This is a genomic window from Muricauda sp. SCSIO 65647 (assembly GCF_021534965.1).
In the GTDB taxonomy this organism is placed as follows: Bacteria; Bacteroidota; Bacteroidia; order Flavobacteriales; family Flavobacteriaceae; genus Flagellimonas_A.
Genome location: NZ_CP091037.1, coordinates 720,446 through 739,104 on the forward strand (window position 1 = coordinate 720,446; position 18,659 = coordinate 739,104).

Consider the following 18,659-nt stretch of genomic DNA (forward strand, 5'->3'; position numbering starts at 1 on the left):
GAACCTAAGGGACTATACCTTTTCCAATACAATATAAGACTGTGTTTGTGCTTCAACCACTTGCTGAAAGAATTGCTTGATGGTCTGATAGGCATCACTTCGATATTGCGTATAGCTCAACTTGAAGTCGAAGATTACAGTCAATATACCATTTGCGGCTTCTTGACATTCGAATCTAAACAAGCCTGCATTTCCGGGAAGAACGATCAGCTTTTTTTCAGGAAGTGATTTCAATTTGTACCCTTTGGGAATTTTGACGCTAAGTGAATAAGCATTGTTCCTTAAATACCCAAAATCAATGGGATAGTGACGTTCCGAAGCTTTAAATGGATTTGAAGCAAAAAACTTGACCAGAAAAGGATTTAAGTAAATATTTCCATCTTGCACCATGTTCTCGATTTCAAACTCAAATTTTTCGGTCATTCTTCTGCCATCTGAAAACTTATCGCCCAAGGTATAGGAAGTAATATAAAAATCATCTCCGAAGTCTTCTTCTATTTGGTTCAAATACTCTTCTTGTGCTATGTTGTGGGTCGCCCTCTTCTGATTTAGAAAACTATAGCCCATGCTTGTCCAGACCAACGTACCGATTGCGTTTCCTTGGCCTGGATATAATTCCATTTTGGCGCGTATCACATGTTTGTTCTTCTTTTCGACTTCAATATTCTGCCAATAGCTCGCTTTATCAAAATCCATGACACGACCATAATAATTCAAACATCTAAACGGGAGCATGCCAAAAGGCATCAGTTTATCAGTTGCATCCAATAGATATTCTTGACCATCTATCTCGGTCTTGGAAATAATGTAGTTGAAATCACTCATCACGGGATGGTTCTTTTTTGGCAAACCGCGCTCACGGGTCGCCAGAAGCACCATATTTGAATTAATGCCGGCCGCATTCAATAAGTTGATCAATGTAATATTTATTTCTGCGACATTACCTATTTGATTATCAAAAGCCTGTTTTACCCTATTGTCTTGCCAGAGCCCAAACTTTTTGTTCCACACAAAATGATTCTGGACAAAGGCGTAGATATTTTTTGCCCGCTCCATTTTACTGCCTTCCGTAATAAGCTCGGATGGTACTTTTTTTTCAAAAAAATTCTTTTTCCGGAGCTGTCGACCAATATCCTGGTCTTTTTTGAACTCCCTATCCACATCTTGCCAAGATTTAGTGTATTTCTCCGTACCCCCTCTGAGATTTTGGTATTCCGATAATTCAAAATCCAATCGTGACCTATAGTTGTTTCCCGAAAGCATGAACTCTTCTGATTCATAGAATGCGGGAACATCTTTCATCACGTATTTAAGTGCTTCACAATCTGCATTTTTGGAGACCGCTGGAATGCTAAAACAGTTTTTCTTAAGGGTAGCTTTATTGATATCAAGCTTTAGCTCACCAATCAACGATCTGTTATACACCCAGTTTCCTGGAATTCTGGCATTATACTCGGTATAGACTTTTGGAATGTCAGATTGGAAATCCCAGCCATTGAGGTTGAAATGAAAAGGGGATTGAATCTCATAGGTATATTCTAAAACGGAGCCCACCTTGACGTTTGGAAAGGCAAATCTTTTCTGAGACCAGCGTTCACTTACGTCCACATCAAAAACCTCTGTCGGTCTCAGACTGACTTTTACTGTTCCATTATGGGTAATCGCCCTTATCTTTTGAACCTTTTCGGAACTGTTCTCGCCTCGATAATAGGGAATTTCTATGTTCGCTTTGCGAAAACCCTCTTCTTTTAAGATTTTAATTTTGGCATGATATTCTGTAATCAACCAGATGAAATTGTTACGAACCTCAAAATAATTGTCACCATACTCATAAAGAAATACGGCCACGGCCGTTGTGTCTTTTTTAAAAACTTTAAAATCTTTTTCATTTTGGCTTAGTTTGCCAAAATCAATTTTTGGTTGGGCAGATAGGCCATACGCCAATAGCGAGATACAAACAAGAAAAAAAACATTCCTATCCACAGCGCTATTTTATACTTTGGAAAGAATCACCTTTTCAGCTTCTTTACTGATTATCTGCTTGTAGAATTCCTTTAAAATTGGATAGCTTGTTACCGGAACCATGGCACTGTTTATTTCAAAGTTTATCAAAACACTTAGATTCTGCCCCTGTTCTTTGATGGCGTATTTGAACAATCCTAGATCGTCTGGAAGCTTCATCAATATCGGTTCTGGTTTTGACGTAACGGAAAATCCATCGGGAATCTTGATGTTGAGCATGTAGGTATCCTTGAACGGAAATCCGAAATCAATGGGATATTGCCTTTCTTCAAGCCTAAACGGATTTTCTTCCATCCTTAAAAAAGACAGTGGGTTGACATACAGTTCGTCATCGATCAACTCTGCATCTTCTTCATCATAAAATGAAAATGACTCTTTTACAAACCCATCGTAGCTTTTCTCACCGTTCAATGTATGGTCGCTGATTTCAATACCGTTGAAACGGTTTTCCAATTCTGTTAGGTAAGATTCCATATCGGCATCTTTGATGTTTTTTCTAAAACTCATGGCACTATGTTTGTCCAATCTTGAGTTATAGGTTCCCTCGCAGGTACCATCTTCATTCAAAATCATTTTCAAAGAATACATCCTATTGCTTTTAGGCGGGGTAGCTATGTCAATTTGGGTCCAAACCATATCATTGTTATCTATAAGAATACCGCGCCAATTGTAATCTTTAATGGGCAATAGATTGATATCGCTGAACTCTTCTGTGGCATCCAAAAAGTAAGGCTTATCATCTACTTTCGCATAGGCCAATACATAATTCAATCGATCTACCGTGGGAAATAATGGAATTGTATTTTCTTTGGTGCTTATAATTACCGGGTTGGCGTCTAGCCCTGCATAACGCAACATGGCTACCAGTAGAAGGTTCATATCGGCCGCATTGCCAGTTTTTTCCTTTAATGCCTTTTTAAGACCGTGATAGAAATATTTCCCGTCCATACCATTCCATTTAACATTATCCTTTACATACTTGAATATGGCCTTCATTTTGCTCATTTGATCTGAATGATCAGACAAGAGAGCATCAAGCTCGTCATCGAATGAATTGGTTCTATCCAGTTTGTTTTTATAGTCCTCAGAATTACCAATTGTTTTGGCTACATCTGACCAACTTTTTGCAAAACTCTTATAATAGCCAGGAAGATCTATTGAAACTAGCTCGAACATGATGCCCGATCGGTAGTTGTCTATATTATCAACATATTTCTCTTCTTTCATGGCCGGAACATTATTCAAGAAATATTTGTTGATCACCACATCCATACCCACCCTATTGTCTTTTTTGACCGACCTTGTGGGGAAAACCCTCAAATACCCCTTGGGAGTCTGATTGAAAACAAACCCTTTTGGGGTTCTGATCTCTGCTAGCATTTGCTTTACCGGAATATCATATTGAAACCTAAATTCATCGATATTCCATATAAAAGGGGAGGTGATCTTATACTTGAACTCGATTACGGAGCCCACCTGCACATTGGGCATGGTAAAGGAAACCCTATTGTAGTTGTAGCTCGCCTCAGTTTTGAATATTTGGTCTTTTTCCAATTTATCCTCAGTAATTTTACCATCAACCAAATTGTAGGTCACGGCTTTTATTTTACTTACACTCTCATCGTCTTGACGCCCCTTGAATAAATTGATATACTCCGTTGCATAATCGAATCCTTCTTTCGAGTAGATTTTTATCCTTTCATGGATTTCGGTCGTCAAAGCAGTACCTAAATAATAGGTGTTATGGTGTTTGTATAAAATAGCAGCAGGCGCTGAAGGATCATTGGCATATTCCTTTTCCATAAGTTCTTCTTTGCTCACAACCCCAAATTCCAGTTCTTGGGAAGAAACAATTAAGGAAACCAGTGACAGTAAAATGACAAGACTATTTTTAATCATGATCGGTCTTTTTATGAACAACAATTTTTGATTTATCATGCTTTGCTACGGAGCGCATAAAACTTCGAAATTCTTTGTATTCTTCTTTGGGGTAATCACCCTTTTTCAACAGCATTTTTCGACTTACCCATATTTTGTGGGGATTCTCTACTGAAAAGTCCAGTTGGTAACTGCCGTATTTACTATCAAGATTAATTCCCGAGGGTGCGGATTCAATCTCGTAATCTTCAGGCAATTCGATACTGTACTTATCCTCATCCAAAAATCCTCGCTGTACTTCGAATGGGAAGTGCCGACTGCGATATCTGGGTGGTACGTACTGTTGATTGTTCAGGGCATTGGCAACAAACAAGAGTTTGTTATCGGTATGTGAGGCATACTTTTCAGCAGAAATACTAATTTCTTCCACAAACTCTATATCTTCCTCGTTGTTCTTAAAATCGTAAGAAACAAGGTTGAGATTGTTGATGTTGTTCCAATATTGCTGATAGTACTCCTTTATATCTTTTTCATTGCTATCCTCCAAAAAATAATGGTTGCCATATTGTATTCCATTGGTCTTTATCGAAACTTTGGCCTTTAGGTTTCCTGAAGCATCAATACTGTACTGCCCGGTTGTACGCTGCAAGTTTTCTTCTTCCTGATACGCAATGGTTTTCATGAGTTCGCCTCCTTCGGGCTTCATCACCAAAACGTTTCGGTCATCTGTAAAATCTGCGATATAGCCAAAGGGAATGGTCTGGGAAGTACTATCCAGCCAATAATATTCACCATTATAGGGAAGCGCCAAAATAACGTGGTTGCCCTGAGCCAAGGAAGCAAAATCTTCTTCAAAATCCACTTTGTCCATGCCAGCTTCGACATGAACATAGTACGACTCTACCCCCACTGCTGCGAGCAATGACTTGGTATAATTAGATAGGCCCTTGCAATCTCCATATTTTACTCGATCGACTTCATCGGCAACAATGGGCCGTATGCCACCTATTCCAACCTGAACACTTATATATCTCGTATTCTCCTGTACAAAATCAAAAATAACCTTCGCCTTTTCCAGATCATCTTCAATACCACTGACCAAGCCCCTGACATGATTAATGGCGCTCTCATTCAGAACATCACAGCCTTTTAAGATTCTGGAATTCATCCATTGCCCTGCATCTTCCCAATCTAAAATACGACCTTCAAACCCTTCATAGTAAAAATTGGTAGGCGCTACCAAAATATGGGGCATAATATTGGCCAAAGAGGGTCTTAAGGCCTCATCTCGAACAAGCTTTACATTATCTAATGAATACTTTATCGTATTGCCTGATTCAACCTTTTTGACATCAAAGCCCTCAAGGTTCTTTTCTTTGATTTTTGGCCTTAAATCTGGCGTGGAATAGGTAAGGCTATATCTAGATTTTTCTACACTTACCAAAAAATCACTTAAAAAATACCAATAGGGAATGGTGCCCGTATTATTTGAACTGATTTTATACTCAAAATCAACCGTATATGGATATTCAATGGGAAAATAATTCAACAGCAATGCTCGAGAGTCTGTATATAATGAGCCACCGTCCACAGCACTTATGTCAGTGAAGTCATTGCGTTTTAACTTTTTGATCAACTCTCCTCCTGCGTCGTATATTCTTGCAGAAACCTCACGCACCTTTACACCATCATTGTAGCCAACATAACCCCTGACGTGCTTATCTCCTGCTTCGTTCAAAATGGTCACTATCCTTCGGTATGAGACAGACAATGATTTTTTTGAAGAGATTGTTACGTCCATCTGGTCCAATCTAACTACGGCATTCGCATTTTTTGAAAAATCTTCACTAATGGACGAAACTGTATAGCTTTGGTTCTGAGATAATAAAATGAACGGTAAAAGAAAAATAATAAGCAGTAAGCGCATTAATGGTATTCAATGGTTGTCTAGTTAACGACAAAATTGAAGTTTTTCTTACAAATGACAAGAGAAAAACGAATAAATTTCTTACTGCTTATTTTTTGTGTCGACGATTATGGTCACCGGGCCATCGTTCAATAAGGCTACTTTCATATCGGCCCCAAAAATGCCGGTTCCTACATCCTTTCCCAAATCAATTTTCATTTGCGCAACGAATTTATCATACATCGGAATGGCCACTTCTGGTTTCGCCGCCTTTATATAAGAGGGCCGGTTTCCCTTTTTTGTTTGGGCGTGCAAGGTGAATTGACTGACCACAATGGCCTCACCGCCAATATCGAACAGCGATAGGTTCATTACCCCCTGACCATCGTTGAAAATTCGAAGGTTGACGATTTTCTTTGAGAGCCATTCAATGTCTTTTTCCGTATCTGTCTCCTCAACGCCAAGCAAGATCAAAAGTCCGTTGCCAATGTTTGAAATTACTTTGCCATCAACCGTTACACTTGCTTTTGATACTCTTTGAATGACCGCTCTCATACCCCAATCATGACCCTGACCCAAAAAGGGCGGGAATTTTGCTAATTTTCATATTCATCTTTTCTGTAGGTCTCAGAAACATCTTCTTCAAGCATTTGCACATAGCTTCTATACCTACTCCATGCGACTTCATTGTTTTCCAAGGCTTCTTTGACCGCGCATTTGGGCTCATCAAGGTGAAGACAGTTGTTGAACTTACAATCGGTCTTCAATTGAAAAAACTCAGGAAAGTAATCGCCTATCTCATCCTTTTCCATATCTACTATTCCGAAGCCTTTTATTCCAGGGGTATCGATGATCCTGGCACTGAATGAAAGGTCGTACATTTCAGCAAAAGTAGTCGTGTGCTGACCCTGTAAATGCTGTTCAGATATTTCAGCGGTCTTTAGTTGCAGACCGGGTTCAAGGGCATTCACCAAGGTCGATTTACCCACCCCAGAGTTACCCGAGAACATATTCGTTTTGCCCACCATCAATTCTTTGACGGCGCTCACATTGCTTCTTGATTTTGCTGAAATCTCTAAACAGATGTACCCAATTTCCCGATATAGATCCACCAAATACCTTACTTCGACCATTTCATCCTCATCATAGGTATCCATTTTATTGAAGAGCAATACCACGGGCACCTCATAGGCCTCGGCCGTCACCAAAAACCTGTCGATAAAACTGGTGTAAGTAGTCGGATTGTTCAAGGTGACCATTAAAAATGCTTGATCTATGTTCGCCGCAATGATGTGTACCTGCTTTGATAAATTGACCGATTTTCTGATAATATAGTTCTTTCGATCCTCAATCTTGGAGATAACGCCAACGGTCTCATCGCCAACGGTCTCTAGATCAAAAATCACTATATCTCCCACTGCTACGGGATTGGTGCTTTTAATGCCTTTGATTCGAAACTTGCCCTTGATACGGCACTCATGAAAATCACCTGTTTCTGATTTCACGGTGTACCAACTTCCGGTCGATTTATACACAGTTCCCCGCATTAAATAGGCTGTTGATAACAATTCATACAATAACAAAGAAACAATTTTCTTTTCTTACAAATTCGTTTTAACATTGGTACATCTTAACAACAAACAAGTCAATTATGAAAAACATCATTTTTATTGCACTTTTTACACTTGCGGCCACTTTTGAAATAAACGCACAACAGTACAAAGTCATCACTAGTGTTGAATCTATTGTGCCCAATGGATTGGGTCGTTCACGAATCGTGAATGCTCTTGAAGAAAAAGATTATAAAGAATATACAAGTGTTCAAACCGAAGAGGACAATACCCGCAACAAATCAAAAAGAGGGGAAATCCGCATCAAAAATTTTGAGGAAACCAAACTATTGAACTTCTACAATTTGGGGGGAATCCGTTTTCAGAACATCGCTGCCAACGATGCTTTGATCACCTCAATGATCAATACCATGATCGCAGATGGTTGGAGCTTGGAGTTCGTGGTAAGCGCGGTTGAAAGTGAAGGAGGTAAAGGTGATGGCAAAGGAATTTTTATCACTCGATATATTTTCAAAAAATAATACGGCCCTTTTTAGAAACAAAAAAAGCCCTGTTTGAAAACAGGGCTTTTTTGCTGTTATTTTGGTTTAGTCGACTATTCTTATCCTTCCTCCAACAAAAGTACTCTTATTGACTTCTTTGGGTTGACCATAAACCGTAACATCACCGCCAGCTTTTACATTGATATCGATACGCTCAGAGGCAAAAACCTCGGCCTCTCCCCCGGCAGAAATCTTGACATCTGAAGTTGAAGTACGTAAATCACGGCCATCAAAGATGCCGCCGGTATTCAATACGATCGATTGGTTCTCGGCCAAACCAGAGGCCTCTACAATGCCCCCGGTAACAGCGCGTATATCGGCATAATTGACATCCATTCCAATTTTGATGTGGGCACCTTCTTGGGCACGTAGCTCAATTCTGTTCTTCTGCACCAACTCATTACAGGTAATCTTAGCGCCCTCATTGCCATCGATAACGTTCAGATTGGTGTAGTGTACCTCTATAAATGTATCTTCACCTTGAAATTTTTTGTCGAGTTGCATTCGCAGTTTCAAGACCCCATCTTTATTGACCCACTTGATATCATCAACATTCCAACCCTTTATAAGTATTCGGTTTTCATCAGACTGGATCAGGTTCACCTCAATCAAGTCAAAGACCTTGATCTCTTTGAATTCACCTACCTCCCTATCAATGGTTCGTTGAGAAAAAACTGAAAATGTTGCCAATGCCAGGCAAAAAGTAATGATCGTTTTCATGCTAGTATCCTTTATTTTTTCAAAGATGACCCAAAACGACGTCTGTTACAGTTTTTTTCGAAAAAATATTACGCATTGATAATCTTTTCTTGATGGTTGATAGACTCTTGGTGAATGGCCTTGAACATGCGTAAAACAAACTCTTCGCTCAACCCGCGCTGCTCACCTTCTAAAATCATATGCCCTAAAATGGAATTCCAACGATTGGTCTGCAATACGGCCACGTTACGCTTCTTCTTCAATTCACCGATACCATCAGAAACTTTCATGCGCTTGCCCAACAGATCGATCAATTGATTGTCGAGCACATCGATCTGGGCCCTCAAATTCGCCAAATGCGCATTGTATTCGGCTTCTTCATCGGTTTCTTTTCGCATTTTTAGGTCTTTGAACATTTGCTTTAAAACGGCTGGGGTCACTTGTTGGGCGGCATCGCTCCAAGCACTATCAGGATCGTGGTGGGTCTCGATCATCAAGCCATCAAAATTGAGATCTAGTGCGGTTTGTGAAACATCAAAGACCATATCGCGCTTTCCTGTGATGTGACTCGGATCATTGATCAATGGCAGATCAGGGAACCGTGTCTGCAATTCGATGGCCATTTGCCATTCGGGAATGTTTCTGTACTTGGTCTTCTCATAAGTGGAAAAGCCCCTGTGTATGACCCCCAATTTTTTGATGTTCGCTGAATGTAGGCGCTCTACCGCACCCAGCCACAATGACAAATCAGGATTCACCGGATTCTTGACCAGCACCACCTTATCAGTACCCTCTAAAGCGTCGGCGATCTCTTGCACGATAAATGGACTCACGGTAGAGCGTGCCCCGACCCAAAGCATATCGATATCGTGCTCCAAAGCCATATCAACATGGGTTCTATTGGCCACTTCAGTAGCTGTCATGAGACCGGTTTCTTCTTTCACTCGTTTTAACCACTTCAAGCCAATGGCACCCACTCCCTCAAAATTTCCTGGGCGGGTACGCGGTTTCCAAATACCTGCTCTATAATAACTAACATCGGAGTCTTTGAGTTCATGGGCAATTTTCATCACCTGTTCTTCTGTCTCGGCACTACACGGGCCCGCTATTACCAATGGATGCGGTAATTGCATGGTATCTAACCATTGTCTCAAATCCTTTGAATTTTCCATTTGTGTTTATCTATATCTTTTTAATTTATTTCTTGTTTTACTTCGTATTCCCTACTGGAATTCCTTTTAAAATTTCCTTTATTCTGTTCGTATTGTCCATTTCTTGATAGACCCTATTGAAATCGTCATGCTGTAATAACTGCTTGAATTCGGTGAGGTTCTGGATGTACTCTTCCAAAGTTTCGACCACGTTCTCTTTGTTCTGCTCAAAAATGGGCGTCCACATCGCTGGTGAACTCTTGGCCAAACGCACCGTGCTCTCAAATCCACTGCCGGCCAAATCAAAAATATCGCGTTCGTTTTTTTCCTTTTCAATTACCGTCTTGCCCAACATAAAAGAGCTGATGTGCGATAAATGCGAAACATAGGCAATATGCCTGTCGTGTGCGTCTGGATTCATATAGCGAATACGCATATTTAGCTTCTGAAATAGGCCCAAAGCCCTTTCTTGTAACTTGAATGCAGTCTTTTCGATTTCACAGATAATATTCGTCTTACCATCATATAACCCTTCAAAAGCTGCTGACGGACCAGAAAACTCGGTGCCCGCAATCGGGTGACAGGCCAAAAAGTTTCTTCGCTTCGGATGGTTTTCAACCGATTTACAGACCAAAGATTTGGTTGAACCCGCATCGATAACAACACAATCGTCAGAGACCAAGTCCAATATTTTTGGAAGCTCTTGAACCAAGACATCCACTGGAATGGCAACAATGACAAAATCAGCATCTGGCAACATACCATAATCGGCTATTTCATCGATTAGGCCCAGTTGTAGGGCCTCATCTAAGTGTGAGGGACTGCTATCCACTCCAAAAATTCTTGACTTTGCCCCATGCTTTCTGATGTCTTTTGCAAAAGACCCACCGATTAATCCAACGCCTATAATTACTATACTCTTCATGCTATTGGGTCTCGACTGCGCTCGACCTGACATTTAATTAAACCTTGCTATTGCTTCCTTTATCTTTTCTTCCTTCACACAGAGTGAAAAACGGATATAGCCTTCCCCATTGCTACCAAAAATGGTGCCTGGTGCGATGAAGATGTTCTTATCGTACAACACTTCATCGATAAATGCTTCGGATGGTTTTGCACCTTTTGGGAGTTTGGCCCAAACGAACATACCCACCGTATTCTCATCATATGTACAGCCCAACCTTTCGATTAGTTCAAACATTCGTTTTCTTCTTCTTCCATACACTTCATCAAGGCTTTCAAACCATTCCTTTCCGCTTTTCAGTGCTGCAATGGCTCCTTTTTGAATCCCATAGAACATTCCAGAGTCCATATTGCTCTTCACTTTCAAAATGGCATTGATGAAATCAGCCTTGCCCAGCACCATGCCCACACGCCAACCTGCCATGTTGAAGGTCTTGCTCAACGAATTAAGTTCCAATGCGCATTCTTTGGCCCCATCTACGCCCAAAATACTGGTCGGATTTTTGGAAAGCACAAAACTGTACGGATTGTCATTGATCAACAATATATCATGGCTACATGCAAAATCGACCAATCTTTCAAACTGTTGCCTTGTGGCCGTAGCGCCTGTTGGCATATGGGGGTAACTGATCCACATTAATTTCACCTTTGAGAGATTTTCTTTGGAAAGCGCCTCCAAATCAGGAAACCATCCGTTTTCAGCTTTTAAATCATACGTTCTGGGCATTGCTTCGACCAATTTGGTCACAGCCGCATAGGTAGGATAGCCCGGATTTGGGATCAGCACCTCATCGCCCTTGTTCAAAAAGGCCATACTGATGTGCATGATACCTTCTTTTGATCCCATCAATGGCAAAATTTCTTCTTCATGATTCGCCTTTACCCGAAACTTTTCCTCATAAAAATCGGCAATCGCCTCACGAAGTGCCGGGAGGCCTTGATAGCTTTGGTATTGGTGCGCCCCAGCATCGGTAATGGCTTCTTGTAACGTCTTCATGACCGATTCAGCAGGTGCCAGATCAGGACTTCCGATGCCCATATTTATTATGGGGCGTCCATCGGCCATCAGCTGCCGTACCTCACGTAATTTCTTTGAGAAGTAGTATTCTTGAACCGTATGCAATCTATCGGCTACTATCATGGTAACAGTGCATTTTTATATTCGCCCAAAACGGTGAAATCTTCAGACATGATCTTTAAAAGTGATTTGGCTTTGGCAAAATGATCGTATTGCCCAAAGGTCACATCGACAAAAAAGGCATATTTCCAAGGGGTTTCGATTACGGGCAGCGACTGGATCTTCGTAAGGTTAAGGTTGCAATCGCTCATCACGTTCAACACGGTCGCCAAACTACCACGCTTATGATCGGTGATGAACCGCAGCGAAGCTTTGTTGATGTCTTCTTTCGGCAACACCTTGTTCTGTCTCTTCAAAATAATGAAGCGGGTGGCATTGTTTTTAATGGTCTGTATTTCGGAAGCGATAATCTGCAAGCCATATAACTCAGCTGCCATTTTAGGGGCAATGGCGGCAATATGTCCGTAACCGTTCTGCTCTATTTGTCTGGCCGTTTCGGCCGTATCGACATCTTCGACCAGTTTAAGGTGGGGATATTGTTTCAAGAACTCCATGCACTGCAGTAAGGCCATGGGGTGTGTTCGAACTTCTTTGATATCATCGATGGACTGCCCGTTCAATACCATCAAATTATGATGGATGTTCAAATAATGCTCCCCAATAATGTGGATCTTATTGTGGTACACCAAGTTGTAATTCGGAATAATGCTCCCTGCAATAGAATTTTCGATGGCCATCACGCCCTTCTCGGCTGTACCGTTCAGCAAATGATCGATCATTCTTTCAAATGACAGGCATTCGACCAGCTCAATCGCTTCACCAAAAAACTCATTGGCCACTTGGTGATGGTTGCTTCCTTTGATTCCCTGTATGGCGACTTTCAGTTTCATCCAATAAAAAAGTCCCGATTTTAGGTCGGGACTCTATATTACTTTATATACTTAGCGCATACTAGAACAGTCCCGTACCTCTCCTAAAAAAGAAGTAAAAGTAAAAACCGTTCCAGAAATACGTATTGATCATTGTTTCGTAATTCTCGGCTAAGATTGTCGTTTCAATTGAAAAATCAAAGTGTTTTCTGTGATTTTTTTGATTCTAAGCCCAATTCTTCATATTCATTAAAGATTTTTTTATCAAACCGTGTTTATTTTGTGGATTTGAAATTTTGCTGTGGGCTCGTATTGCTCATAGTTGCATTCTATTTCAAATCACAAGAAAATTGAGAAGAGAAATCTAAACCGTATTTTTGACCCAAGTTTATTTTAAATGTCCATCACCGTAGACAACATCACCAAAACCTTTGGTTCACAAAAAGCGTTGAACTCAGTCACCTTTTCCATTGATAAAGGTGAGATTGTCGGTTTCTTGGGTCCTAATGGGGCGGGCAAGTCAACTATGATGCGCATTTTGACCACTTATCACAAAGCAGACTCGGGAGATGCCCAAGTCAATGGGTTTGATGTAGTAAAAGATGGAAAAAGGGTTCAAAAAAGCATCGGTTACCTGCCCGAACACAACCCATTGTATCTTGATATGTACGTAAGGGAGTACCTGGCCTTCAGTGCTGATATCCATAAAGTGCCCGAAACCCGCATTGCCAAGGTCATTGAACAAACGGGTTTGACCCCGGAAGCCCACAAAAAAATCGGGCAGCTCTCAAAAGGGTATCGCCAACGAGTGGGTCTGGCCGCAGCTTTGTTGCATGACCCCGAAGTGCTGATTTTAGATGAGCCCACCACAGGCCTGGACCCTAACCAACTCATAGAGATCAGGAAGTTGGTCCGTGAGATCGGCAAAGAAAAAACCATACTGCTCTCTACCCATATCATGAAAGAAGTAGAGGCCGTTTGTGATAGGGTCATCATTATCAATAAAGGGGAGATTGTGGCCGATAAAAAAATGTCGGCCCTCCGCGAAACAGAAGAACAGATCATTGAAGTAGAATTCGATTACCGTGTTGAAGAAGTGCTGTTGAACAAGTTGCCAAACGTTGCTTCGGTCAAAAACACAGTAGGGTTTGTGTATGAAATCACCTTCAACACCTCAAAAGACATGCGGCCCGTAGTATTTGATTTTGCCCATGACAACGAATTGAAGACATTGCAACTCAGCCGAAAGAACAAAAATCTGGAAAGTTTGTTTACGGAGTTGACAAAATAAAATACCTTTTTGCAAAATCGATAAACGCGATCTTGCTTAAACATCAATTTCTTTCAACCCGTTATTTTCAAAGATGCTGTCTATACCCTTATCCAAAATGTCCTGTACTTTGGGATTTGTACAATTGATCACTATTGAAATGACCATGTTTTGTTCTGGGTAGACAAAAAAATTGGTGTACGCCCCCACACTATTGCCCACATGCCCCACAAAAGACCTGCCGCTGGCATCTTGGCTGACCTGAAAACCGAGTCCATAGTAGGTGGGGGTTCCATTGACCATTTGAGAGGTCAACAGTGCTTCATAGGTTTTGGGCTTTAACAGTTTTTGCCCCAAAATGGCTTGTCCGAACCTCGCAATATCATCGCTGGTAGAGAGATACCCACCTCCCGCCAATTTGTAGAAATTGTCAACTTCGACCGCTTTTTTGAACGTTGTTGCGGTTTTGGAAAAGAATTTTGAAATTGAGATTTCTCGCGCTGCTCGAAATGACGTTTCCACATTTTTTGGGGCAAAGGTATCGGCCATAGCCAAAGGCTTCAATACGTTATCTTTCACATAATCTTCAAAAGACATTCCGCTGGCCTCTTGCATGGCCAGTGAGAGCAGTACAAAGTCAAAGCTGTTATAGTGATAGCCCTTGCCCGGTTCAAAAACCAAAGGGTCATCTTTGAACACTTCAATACTTGCTTTGATGGAATACGGCTTATTAAGGGCAAATTCTTTTCTGCGATACCCACGAATACCTGCCGTATGCCCTGCCAATTGGCGAATGGTAAAATCGTATTTTTTCTTCGGATAATCGGGTACATATCGGTAAAAAGAGGCATCGAGGTCGATAAGCCCTTCTTCGACCATCTTGCCCAAGGCAATGCCCGTGATACATTTTGAGATACTGGCGATTCTGAAAATGGTCTGTTTCGGACTCACAGGAATCTTTCTTTCGAGATCGGCAAAACCATAGCCTCTTTGTAGAAGGGTCTCCCCTTCCTTCAAAATGGTAATGGCCATACCGGGCACTCTCTTTTCGGCCACAAGACCTTGAAAAAGGGCATCTGCTTTTTCAATGCCTGAAAGTCTATCCACAACTTTAATCGGTGATGTGGGAGCGAAGAGGTTTTTGATATACGTTAGAAAACTTGCCAAAATAAAACTTTATTGGTTCTGTCTTAGAGCCTGTTTGAGAACTCGCTTCTCGTTTTACGCCAAGCGCATCTGTTATTCTGTAATCAGCGTAACGCTCATGGCGTAGGGCCATTGTCTGACCGTTTGTGCCTTGTTGAACGGAATCTTCCACCTAATTCGTGATAGATCCACTTTATCAGTTCTTAAAAATCAATCGTCCATTGAAAAGTTCTTCCACCTCAACTTCAGGTGGCTGGTTGACACTAATAACATCACCCGTACCTCTGATGACGCCTGAAATTCGTTGTTGGGGGTTCACCAGTATATCGTTTGTGCCCCTATGGTTGATTGCCACATTTTCAGCGATCAATTCTTCAGCCTCAATTCTAGAGTCGCCCGCCGCTATAACGATGTTCAAGTTATCGGTCTGGCCCCGTAACCTGAAATACGCAATACCATTGACCAGTATGCTTACCGTTTCAGAAGCCACTTGCAGATCAAAAGAGCCGTCAGTAGTCTCCGCTTCTGGTTCAGTAAAGCTCTCTGATACCAACGATAGGTTCGGATAGTTCAATACCCCGTCGCTTGAAATCAAAAGCCCTGTACTGCTTCGCACCTGCTCGATATCAGGCGAGGTGACGTAAATGGTCGAAAGGCCATAATCGCGAATGAAGTTGCAACCGTTGTCATTTCTCAGCACCAATCGGTCATTTTCAACTTCTGCAGATATGTCATTGAGCAAAAATTCTCCTGATTCGATTTCAACTTTTTGCTCTTCTCCTTGCTTCAGCACCAGATTCAAATTTTCAAAAACGGTAATGTTCACAAAAGATGGGACATTTACCTCAACACGTCTCAAATCGCCCGCATTTTGAAAACAATCAGGAGCATTTTCTGAGTCGCAGGAAATCAAAAAAACCAGCAAACCTATAAGCGATTTCTCGACTACGTTCGAAATGATACCACGCCTGATCTTTAAAATTTTAGCTTCTACCATCTTTTGTCTAAAGTCTAACTCCAATACCAAATTCAACAGCTTCGGCTTTTGCCGCATGTGCCTTCAATGTAACCGTTCCAAAGATTTTATCCCCGAAATAGCGTTTCAAACCGATTCGATTGTACGTTCGCCCTTCAAAATCAAAAGGATAATATACATAATAGCCCAACTGTGTGACAATACTCATTTTATTGATGAACAATTCATGGCCCACAAATAGTCCGACCCGCTTAAAATCGGTATCGGCAGCTACTTCGTTCTCTGGAAACGAAATACTCTGAAAACGTATCAATTCTTTTAAAAAATTGGAAAAGAACACATCGCCACCAAGTTGTATGGCACTCTTTCGCCCTAAGCGTTTATCGGCATAGGCTGAGAAAATCCAAAATCCGTAGCGCCCTGAATTTACCACGTCGCTCTCGTTCACACCCCCTCTGAGAACTAGATTATATCGAATAGGTTCAGTTGTCTTTTCCTTTTTTTCCGGTTTGACGTATTCATAATCCTTCCCGCCATCCAAATCATAGGTCAGTCCAAAGTTAAGGGCCATCGTATTGGTCGAGGTGTTCGGAGCCTTAAAATTGGCATTGGAATAGTGAATAAGGGAAATGCCCGCTTTCAACCCTAAACCCGCTATCAGGTTTTCTTTATGGTAATTGATCATCGCTATGGTCGAACTCAGTAAATGTGTGCCATAGGCATTGTTACGAAAGTTGGTGTTTTTGTCATAAGGGTTTGTATTGTAGGCCACACCCTGCCCGATTCGAAACTGAAGATTGCGCTTAAAAAAGTAAAAGTTGTAGTGGGCGTACAATCCAAAATTCTGCCCCAAGGTCGAATTGTTCATATTCTGGTACACAAACGAAAACCCTGTATCGGGATAGCCATAATCAGCCTCCCAATCTTCATGGCCATATCGCTTTCGATTGAACCCCAAGATGATTCCTCCTGGGTGGTCGGTGATCAAGTGCGAAATATCTGGGTTGTGCAATAGAATACTGCCGTTGAATTGGCTAATGTCGAGGGTATATTTTTTGGTGGGATTTTTCTTTTGGGAAAATCCAAAGCAACATCCGATCAGAAAAAAAATGGGGAATAGGTGCTTCATTGGGCATAAAGGTAAACCATTCAAATTTCAGGCGTTGAACCTTGAACTTTGAACCTTGAACTTTGAACCCAAAACCTTGAACCTTAAAAAATCGCTTTGGCAATTGCCTTGATATTATCTGATTTGCCCATAGAGTAATAATGTAATACGGGCACTTTGGCCTTTTTCAATTCTTTCGACTGCTCAATGCACCACTCAATACCTACTTGCCGCACCTCTTTGTTATTCTTGCAGGCTTCGACGGCATCTACCAAGTCTTGTGGAATATCGACCCGAAACACCTGCGGCAACAACTGTAAATGCCGCTTCACCGCAATGGGCTTAATACCGGGAATGATGGGCACATCAATGCCCATTGCCCTTGCCTCATCGACAAATTCAAAAAACTTCTTGTTGTCAAAGAACATTTGGGTCACCACATAGTCTGCCCCTAGATCGACTTTCTTTTTCAGCCATTTTAAATCGGATTTTAAAGACGGGGCTTCCATATGCTTTTCTGGGTAGCCGGCAACACCGACACAGAAATCAGCACAATTATCGGTCTCAATGACCTCGTGCAAATAATTGCCACAATTCAACCCCTGAATCTGTATCACGAGATCAGATGCATATTGATGACCACCCTTTGTAGGTTCAAAATACTTTTCTTCTTTCATGGCATCTCCACGTAAGGCCATCACATTATCAATGCCCAAGTAATGGCAATCGACCAAAAGGTACTCAGTTTCTTCTTTGGTGAACCCTCCACAGAGCACATGGGGCACGGTATCGACATCGTACTTGTGCTTAATGGAAGCACAAATACCCAAAGTGCCCGGCCGCATTCGGGTCAATTTTTTGTCTAACAATCCATCTCGGTCAATATAGATGTACTCTTCACGTGAGGTAGTGACATCAATAAACGGTGGGTCGAATTCCATCAAGGGGTCGATATTGTCATATAACTCTTGAATACTTCGACCCTTTACCGGGGGAATGATCTCAAAACTGAAAAGGGATTCTCCTTTCGCTCTTTTTATGTGCTCAGTTACTTTCATTATTAGTTGTTTGTTGATGGTTTTTTGTTGTTAGCGTATTACTTATTTGAATAATAGTTGATAAACCCATTCAACAATTTTTTACATGTTTTTATTTGGTTGAGAACCGATTCAAAGTTTAATAAACCAATATATTCTTGGTCAAGAGCCAGAAACAGTTGTGCTTCAAGCTCATATAAGGAGCCTCTAGAAACATGTAAAAACTGAACAGTATCTAGAGATGTCTTTCTACCACGTCCTTCTGCAATATTTGACGGGACTGATATGTCGCCTCGCCTCATTTGATTTGTCAACCCATAAACTTCCTCATTTAGAAAAGAGTTTGTTAAATCATAAATCATTTTGACCAACTTCCTAGATTCTGTCTATACATCTAAATCTGTATATTCCATTTTCTTACAATAGCCCCTCAAACTATCACC

17 protein-coding genes are annotated in these 18,659 nt (G+C 41.2%); 2 read left to right on the forward strand and 15 right to left on the reverse strand.

Annotated elements, in window-relative coordinates; translation table 11 throughout:
* Positions 1 to 12: 12 nt before the first annotated feature.
* The 5 genes from L0P89_RS03240 to rsgA all read right to left on the reverse strand — a co-directional run bounded on the left by L0P89_RS03240 (position 13) and on the right by rsgA (position 7,353).
* The gene (locus tag L0P89_RS03240; protein ID WP_235266964.1) at positions 13 to 1,983 is read right to left on the reverse strand and encodes a DUF3857 domain-containing protein; all 1,971 of its coding nucleotides are present in this window, start codon (positions 1,981 to 1,983) and stop codon (positions 13 to 15) included.
* Positions 1,984 to 1,992: 9 nt separating this feature from the next.
* Entirely contained in the window at positions 1,993 to 3,921 is a 1,929-nt protein-coding gene (locus L0P89_RS03245; RefSeq protein ID WP_235266965.1) for a DUF3857 domain-containing protein, read from the reverse strand.
* Positions 3,914 to 5,701, reverse strand: a complete 1,788-nt coding sequence (locus tag L0P89_RS03250) for a DUF3857 domain-containing protein (protein WP_235266966.1) — start codon at positions 5,699 to 5,701, stop codon at positions 3,914 to 3,916. The genes L0P89_RS03245 and L0P89_RS03250 overlap by 8 nt, the downstream gene beginning before the upstream one ends.
* Before the next feature lie 207 nt (positions 5,702 to 5,908).
* Positions 5,909 to 6,361 carry a D-aminoacyl-tRNA deacylase gene (gene dtd / locus L0P89_RS03255; RefSeq protein WP_235266967.1) on the reverse strand — a complete coding sequence of 151 codons (453 nt, stop codon included), beginning with the start codon at positions 6,359 to 6,361 and terminating at the stop codon, positions 5,909 to 5,911.
* A 41-nt stretch (positions 6,362 to 6,402) separates the two neighbouring features.
* A complete protein-coding gene (rsgA, locus tag L0P89_RS03260) occupies positions 6,403 to 7,353 on the reverse strand; it encodes a ribosome small subunit-dependent GTPase A (protein WP_235266968.1) in 951 nt (316 codons plus the stop codon).
* Between the two features lie 104 nt (positions 7,354 to 7,457).
* Here rsgA and L0P89_RS03265 point away from each other — a divergent pair, with 104 nt between their 5' ends.
* Entirely contained in the window at positions 7,458 to 7,898 is a 441-nt protein-coding gene (locus L0P89_RS03265; protein WP_235266969.1) for a hypothetical protein, read from the forward strand.
* Between the two features lie 66 nt (positions 7,899 to 7,964).
* On the opposite strand, the gene L0P89_RS03270 is transcribed toward L0P89_RS03265, so the two are convergent.
* The 5 genes from L0P89_RS03270 to L0P89_RS03290 form a co-directional block, all read right to left on the reverse strand.
* Complete coding sequence (locus L0P89_RS03270) at positions 7,965 to 8,639, reverse strand: head GIN domain-containing protein (RefSeq protein WP_235266970.1); 675 nt, start codon at positions 8,637 to 8,639, stop codon at positions 7,965 to 7,967.
* 68 nt (positions 8,640 to 8,707) lie between these two features.
* The gene (locus L0P89_RS03275) at positions 8,708 to 9,790 is read right to left on the reverse strand and encodes a bifunctional 3-deoxy-7-phosphoheptulonate synthase/chorismate mutase type II (protein WP_235266971.1); all 1,083 of its coding nucleotides are present in this window, start codon (positions 9,788 to 9,790) and stop codon (positions 8,708 to 8,710) included.
* A gap of 37 nt (positions 9,791 to 9,827) precedes the next feature.
* The gene (locus L0P89_RS03280) at positions 9,828 to 10,694 is read right to left on the reverse strand and encodes a prephenate dehydrogenase (RefSeq protein ID WP_235266972.1); all 867 of its coding nucleotides are present in this window, start codon (positions 10,692 to 10,694) and stop codon (positions 9,828 to 9,830) included.
* A gap of 33 nt (positions 10,695 to 10,727) precedes the next feature.
* Positions 10,728 to 11,873: a pyridoxal phosphate-dependent aminotransferase gene (locus tag L0P89_RS03285; RefSeq protein ID WP_235266973.1), complete on the reverse strand. Its 1,146-nt coding sequence runs from the start codon at positions 11,871 to 11,873 to the stop codon at positions 10,728 to 10,730.
* Positions 11,870 to 12,700: a prephenate dehydratase gene (locus tag L0P89_RS03290; RefSeq protein ID WP_235266974.1), complete on the reverse strand. Its 831-nt coding sequence runs from the start codon at positions 12,698 to 12,700 to the stop codon at positions 11,870 to 11,872. The genes L0P89_RS03285 and L0P89_RS03290 overlap by 4 nt, the downstream gene beginning before the upstream one ends.
* A 376-nt stretch (positions 12,701 to 13,076) precedes the next feature.
* On the opposite strand from L0P89_RS03290, the gene gldA reads away from it, so the two are divergent.
* Positions 13,077 to 13,970, forward strand: coding sequence for a gliding motility-associated ABC transporter ATP-binding subunit GldA (gldA, locus tag L0P89_RS03295; protein ID WP_235266975.1), 894 nt, complete (start codon positions 13,077 to 13,079; stop codon positions 13,968 to 13,970).
* 36 nt (positions 13,971 to 14,006) lie between these two features.
* Here the strand turns inward: gldA and L0P89_RS03300 are convergent, their stop codons facing one another.
* From L0P89_RS03300 to L0P89_RS03320, 5 genes are all read right to left on the reverse strand, one after another.
* Positions 14,007 to 15,116 (reverse strand): serine hydrolase domain-containing protein, encoded by a 1,110-nt coding sequence (locus L0P89_RS03300; protein WP_235266976.1) that lies wholly within the window; start codon positions 15,114 to 15,116, stop codon positions 14,007 to 14,009.
* Between the two features lie 175 nt (positions 15,117 to 15,291).
* Positions 15,292 to 16,092: a head GIN domain-containing protein gene (locus tag L0P89_RS03305; protein ID WP_235266977.1), complete on the reverse strand. Its 801-nt coding sequence runs from the start codon at positions 16,090 to 16,092 to the stop codon at positions 15,292 to 15,294.
* Between the two features lie 7 nt (positions 16,093 to 16,099).
* Positions 16,100 to 17,200, reverse strand: coding sequence for an acyloxyacyl hydrolase (locus L0P89_RS03310; RefSeq protein ID WP_235266978.1), 1,101 nt, complete (start codon positions 17,198 to 17,200; stop codon positions 16,100 to 16,102).
* A gap of 83 nt (positions 17,201 to 17,283) precedes the next feature.
* On the reverse strand, positions 17,284 to 18,237 hold the full coding sequence (gene metF / locus L0P89_RS03315) for a methylenetetrahydrofolate reductase [NAD(P)H] (RefSeq protein ID WP_235266979.1): 954 nt from the start codon (positions 18,235 to 18,237) through the stop codon (positions 17,284 to 17,286).
* 38 nt (positions 18,238 to 18,275) lie between these two features.
* Positions 18,276 to 18,587, reverse strand: coding sequence for a four helix bundle protein (locus tag L0P89_RS03320; RefSeq protein ID WP_262911462.1), 312 nt, complete (start codon positions 18,585 to 18,587; stop codon positions 18,276 to 18,278).
* Between the last annotated feature and the right edge of the window lie 72 nt (positions 18,588 to 18,659).